Raw genomic sequence first — 5909 nt, 5'->3', positions numbered from 1 at the left:
GGTGGCTGGTGAGGTGGGTGGGGATCTGTCGGTGGTGGTGCGGGAGTTCGCCGCGAGTCGTCTGCCGGAGCACATGGTCCCGTCCGCCGTGGTCGTACTCGATGCCCTGCCGCTGACCAACAACGGCAAACTCGACCGCAACGCGCTCCCCGCACCGGAGACCTCCGAAGCGGGCGCTGGGCGAGCCCCGGCCAACCGCCACGAAGAGGTCCTGTGCGAGGCGTTCGCCGAGATCCTCGGTGTGAAGAGCGTCGGGGTGGACGACGACTTCTTCGCCCTCGGCGGGCACTCCCTGCTCGCCGTCCGGCTCATCAACCGGATCCGGACCGCACTGAACGTCGAGGTGGAGATCGTCGAACTCTTCGACGCGCCGACGGTGGCGGGACTCGCCCAACGGCTCGGGACCCAGAAGACGACCAGGCCGGCCTTGCAGCCGATGCGTGACCAGGAGGACTCCTGATGATCCCGTTGTCATTCGCGCAGCGCCGCCTGTGGTTCATCTGGCAGCTCGAGGGCCCGAGCGCCACCTACAACACCCCCGTCGTCCTGCCCCTGCCGAGCGGCACCGACGGTGCCGCACTGGGAGCGGCCCTGAGGGATGTGATCGGGCGGCACGAGGTGCTGCGCACGGTCTTCGAAGTGGTCGACGGGGAGCCGTACCAGCGCATCCTGAAGCTCGACGAGCTGGCGTGGGAACTCACGGTGCAGCGGGTCGACCCGGCCGATCTGTCCGACGCCGTGGCCGAGGCGACCGCGTACGCCTTCGACCTCGCCTCGGAGGCTCCTGTCCGGGCATGGTTGTTCGAGGCAGGCCCGGAAGAGCAGGTGCTGGTGCTCGTGTTGCATCACATCGCCAGCGACGGCTGGTCCACCGGGCCCTTGGCGCGGGACGTCTCGACGGCGTACGCGGCGCGATGCGCGGGGCGTACGCCCGAGTGGCAGCCGCTGCCGGTGCAGTACGCGGACTACGCCCTGTGGCAGCGCAAGCTGCTGGGCGAGGAGGCCGACCCACAGAGCCTCATGTCCCATCAGATCGGTTACTGGCATGAGGCGTTGGCAGGCGCGCCGGAGGAACTGGAACTCCCCTTCGACCGACCGCGTCCGGCGGTGGCGTCCCACCGTGGGTACCGGGTGCCCCTCGACGTGCCTGCGGACGTGCACGCCCGCCTGGTCGAGGTCGCACGGGCCGAGGGCGTGACCACGTTCATGCTGCTCCAGGCCGCGCTCGCGATGTTCTTGTCCCGCCTCGGCGCCGGCACGGACATCCCCGTCGGGACGGCCACGGCCGGACGCACCGACGAGGCCCTGGACGACCTGGTCGGCTTCTTCGTGAACACGCTGGTGCTGCGCACCGACCTGTCGGGCGACCCCACATTCCGCGACGTCCTGGCCAGAGTTCGCAAGACCGGTCTCGCGGCCTTCAAGCACCAGGACGTACCGTTCGAGAAGCTCGTCGAGGAGCTCGCCCCGACCCGCTCCTTGTCCCGGCATCCGTTGTTCCAGGTGATGCTGACCGTGCAGAACACCGAGCGGGCCGAACTCGGCGCGCTGAGCGCGGACTCGGGACGGATGCCGGCGCCGCCGCCCGCGTCGGACGGCACCCGGGCGGCCAAGTTCGACCTGGACTTCTCCGTCCGCGAGGCCTTCGACACCAAGGGGTGCCCGGCGGGACTCGGCGGCTCGCTGACCGTGGCGTCCGACCTGCTCGACGTGGAGACGGCCGAGCGGATCGCCGACCGGTGGGCACGCGCCTTGGAGCAGCTCGTCACCGAACCGCGGACACGGCTCAGCGGCGTCCAGGTAATGGACGAGGCCGAGCGGGACCGGGTGCTCACCGAGTGGAACGAGACGGCCAGTGGCACTGAAGCGCCGCTGGTACGTGAGCTGTTCGAAGCGCAGGTCGCGCGTACCCCGGATGCGGTGGCGGTCGTCGCCGACGGGGTCGGGGTGTCGTACGCGGAGCTGGACGCGCGGGCGAACCGGCTCGCCTGGCTGCTGATCGGCCGCGGGGCCGGCCCCGAAGCCGTCGTGGGCCTCTGCCTGGCCCGCGGGGTGGAGATGATCACCGGCATTCTGGCGGTGTGGAAGGCAGGAGCGGCGTACCTCCCGCTCGACCCGCAGCAGCCGGCGGACCGTCGCGCGTTCGTCGTCGCCGACAGCGGGGCACAGCTCCTGGTGGCCACCCGCGACACGTCGGCGGAGCTGCCCGGGAAGACGCTGATTCTCGATGAGCCCAGGACCTATGAGGAGGTTCCGTCCACGGCTCCGGAGGTGTCGGTCGCTGCTGACGCTCTGGCGTATGTGATTTATACGTCGGGTTCGACGGGTCGGCCCAAGGGTGTGGCGGTGACTCATGGTGGTGTGGCGAACTATGTGGCGTCGGTGCCGGGTCGGGTGGGGTTCGGTGAGCCCGGTGGTCGGTATGCGTTGTTGCAGGCGCAGGCGACGGATCTGGGCAACACGGTGGTGTTTGCGAGTCTGGTGTCCGGTGGTGAGCTGCACATCCTGGATGAGGCGGCGGTCACCGACCCGGTGGTGGTGGCGGCGTATCTGTCCGAGCACGCTATTGACTGTGTGAAGGCGGTGCCGTCGCATCTGGCGGCGCTTGGTGCTGCGGGTGGTATCGAGAAGGTTCTCCCGGCGAAGTCTTTGGTGCTGGGTGGTGAGGCTGCTTCACCGCAGTGGGTGCGGGAGCTGGTGGGTGCGGCAGGCGAGTGTGGGGTGTTCAATCACTATGGTCCGACCGAGACGACGATCGGTGTGGCGACGACACGTCTGACGGCGGAGCGTGAGTTCGTGCCGGTTGGTACTCCCGTCGCCAACACGCGTTTCTATGTGCTGGACGACTATCTGCGGCCGGTGCCGGTGGGTGTGGCGGGCGAGTTGTATGTGGCGGGTGCGCAGGTGGCCCGGGGCTATGTGGGACGCGCCGCCCTGACGGCCGAGCGGTTCCTCGCGAACCCCTACTCACCTTCTGCGGGTGAGCGGATGTATCGCACGGGTGACCGGGTGAAGTGGACCCCGGACGGCCAGGTGGTCTTCCTGGGGCGTGTGGATGAGCAGGTCAAGATCCGTGGCTTCCGGATCGAACCGGGCGAGGTGCGAGCTGTCGTGGTGGCGCACCCGTCGGTGACAGACGCCGTGGTGATCGCACGCGAGGACACCCCGGGGTACAGACGCCTCGTGGCCTACATCGTGCCGGCCGACGACTCCGATACCGAACTGGCCCAGGTCATAAGGAACTTCGTGGGCGGACGGCTGCCGGACCACATGGTTCCGTCCGCCGTCGTGGTACTGGATGGGCTGCCGCTCACCAGGAACGGCAAGCTGGACCGCAAGGCCCTGCCCGCACCCGAGTACGCGACCGGTGCGGGCAGGGGACCGGCGAATGCGCGGGAGGAGGTCCTGTGCGCCGCGTTCGCCGAGGTCCTGGGCGTGGAGCGGGTCGGAGTCCACGACGACTTCTTCGCACTCGGCGGGCACTCTCTGCTTGCGATCCGCTTGGTGGAGGTCCTGCGTGAGCGGGGTGTCTCGGTCTCGGTGCGGGCGTTGTTCCTGGCTCCTACCCCCGCGGGGCTGGCGCTTTCGGCGGGTGCGGAGCGGGTGGTGGTGCCGGGGAACCTGATTCCGGCGGACGCGACCGTCATCACGCCGGAGATGCTGCCGTTGGTGGACCTGTCGGCGGACGAGGTCGAACGGGTCGTGGCGTCGGTGGCGGGTGGCGCGGCGAATGTCGCGGACGTGTATCCGCTGGCGCCGTTGCAGGAGGGTCTGCTGTTCCACCACATGCTCGCCGAGGGTGGTGAGGACGCCTATGTGATGCCGATGGTGATCGAGTTCGATGATCGGTCCCGGTTGGACGCCTTCACGGATGCCTTGCAGCGAGTGGTGGACCGGCACGACATCTACCGCACGTCGATCGTGTGGGAGGGGTTGCGGGAGCCGGTTCAGGTGGTGTGGCGCCGGGCCGAACTCCCGGTGACCGAGGTCACCCTGGACCCGCAGAGCACCGACCCGGTGGCGGAGCTGCTGGCCGTCGGTGGGCTGTCGATGGTTTTGGGCCGGGCCCCGTTGATCGACCTGCACGTGTCGGCCGGGAAGAACGGCACGTTGTTGGCGTTGGTACGCATCCACCACATGGTGCGAGACCACACCGCCGTGGAGGTTCTGCTGGCGGAGGTGCGGGCGTTCCTCTCAGGTCGTGGTGAGTCGCTGCCGGAGGCTCTGCCGTTCCGGGACTTCGTCGCGCAGGCGCGCGGCGGCATCGACCGCGCCGAGCACGAGCGGTACTTCGCTGACTTGCTGGGTGACGTGTCGGAGCCGACGGCACCGTTCGGGCTCGTCGACGTGCGGGGCGACGGCGACGGCGTCGAGCGGGCCACGCTCTCCATGGCGTCGGAGAGCACCACCCGTCTGCGTGAGGTGTCGCGGCGGCTGGGGACGAGCGCGGCGACGGTCATGCATGTGGCATGGGCTCGGGTAGTGGCGGCCGTCAGCGGCCGTGACGACGTGGTCTTCGGGACGGTCCTGTTCGGCCGTATGAACGCCGGTGCCGGCTCCGATCGTGTACCGGGCCCGTTCATGAACACCCTCCCAGTACGTGCGCGCGTGGACGCGGTCGGTGTGGTGGAGGCCGTCTCCGGCATGCGTGGCCAACTCGCCGGGCTCCTGGAGCATGAGCATGCGCCCTTGGCGGTGGCCCAGCGGGAGAGCGGTGTGACGGGTGAAACGCCGCTGTTCAGTGCGCTGCTGAACTACCGGCACAACACAGGCCGATCCGGCAACGAGCCCTCGGCCGAGGGCTCGGACACAGCGATGGAGGGTATCCGGCGGGTCTACGCCCGTGAACGCACCAACTACCCCCTGATGGTCTCGGTCGACGACGACGGTGACGCGATCTCCCTGGCCGTGGATGCGGTGGCTCCGGTCGACCCGCAGGCGGTGGGTGTGCTGGTACGCACGGCCGCCGAGGGCCTGGTGTCGGCGCTGGAGGACGCACTCGACGGTGGTCCGGAAGCGGCCTTGAGCGCGGTGGGTGTCCTGGACGAGTCGGGTCTGCGTCGGGTGTTGGTGGAGTGGAACGACACGGCGGTTGAGGTTGTGCCGGGGACGGTGCCGGGGTTGTTCGAGGCGCAGGTGGTGCGGACGCCGGATGCGGTGGCGGTCGTGGCCGGGGGCGTCGAGGTGTCGTATGCGGAGCTGGATGCGCGGGCGAATCGGCTGGCTCATTGCCTCGTGGGTCGGGGTGTGGGTCCGGAGTCGGTGGTGGGTGTGTGTCTGGAGCGGGGCGTCGACTTGGTGGTGGCGCTGCTCGCGGTGATGAAGGCCGGTGGGGCGTATCTGCCGGTCGACCCGGGGTATCCGGTGGAGCGGATCGGCTTCATGCTTCAGGACGCGGGGCCGGTGGCCGTGGTGACCTCTGCTGCCCTTGAAGGGCTGGTGCCTGCGGGTGTGGCGCGGGTTGTCGTGGATGCTCCGGCGACGGTGGCGGAACTGACCGCTTTGGATGCGGGGCCGGTTGGTGGGTTGGTGCGGTCGGAGTGTCCGGCGTATGTGATCTATACGTCGGGGTCGACGGGTCGGCCGAAGGGTGTGGTGGTTGAGCATCGTTCGGTGGTGGGGCTGTTGGCGTGGGCGGTGTCGGAGTTCGGTGGTGCGGATTTCGCGCGGGTGCTGGTGTCGACGTCGTTCACCTTCGATGTGTCGGTGTTCGAGTTGTTCGGTCCGTTGGTGTCGGGTGGTTGTGTGGAGGTCGTGGCGGACCTGCTGGCGCTTGTCGAGGGTGATCAAGGGCTTGGTGAGGTGAGTCTGGTTTCGGGTGTGCCGTCGGCGTTCGCGCAGGTGCTGGCGGGTGGGGGGTTGCGGGTGCGGCCTCGGGCGGTGGTGCTGGCCGGTGAGGCTTTGAGCGC

At 69.1% G+C, this 5909-nt stretch carries 2 protein-coding genes; both read left to right on the top strand.

Annotation, left to right across the window (positions count from 1 at the left end; translation table 11 throughout):
• Positions 1-460: phosphopantetheine-binding protein (locus ACFT4A_RS42160; RefSeq protein WP_382841940.1), on the top strand; the 460-nt coding region annotated here is incomplete at its 5' end.
• Positions 460-5909, top strand: a 5450-nt coding sequence (locus ACFT4A_RS42155) for an amino acid adenylation domain-containing protein (protein ID WP_382841937.1), incomplete at its 3' end; no start/stop codon positions are given. The genes ACFT4A_RS42160 and ACFT4A_RS42155, both read left to right, overlap by 1 nt.

The sequence above is a fragment of the Streptomyces sp. NPDC057099 genome, assembly GCF_042671245.1.
GTDB lineage: Bacteria > Actinomycetota > Actinomycetes > Streptomycetales > Streptomycetaceae > Streptomyces > Streptomyces purpurascens.
Note: the sequence above shows the minus strand (reverse complement) of the source record. Positions and strands in the feature narration are given on the sequence as shown.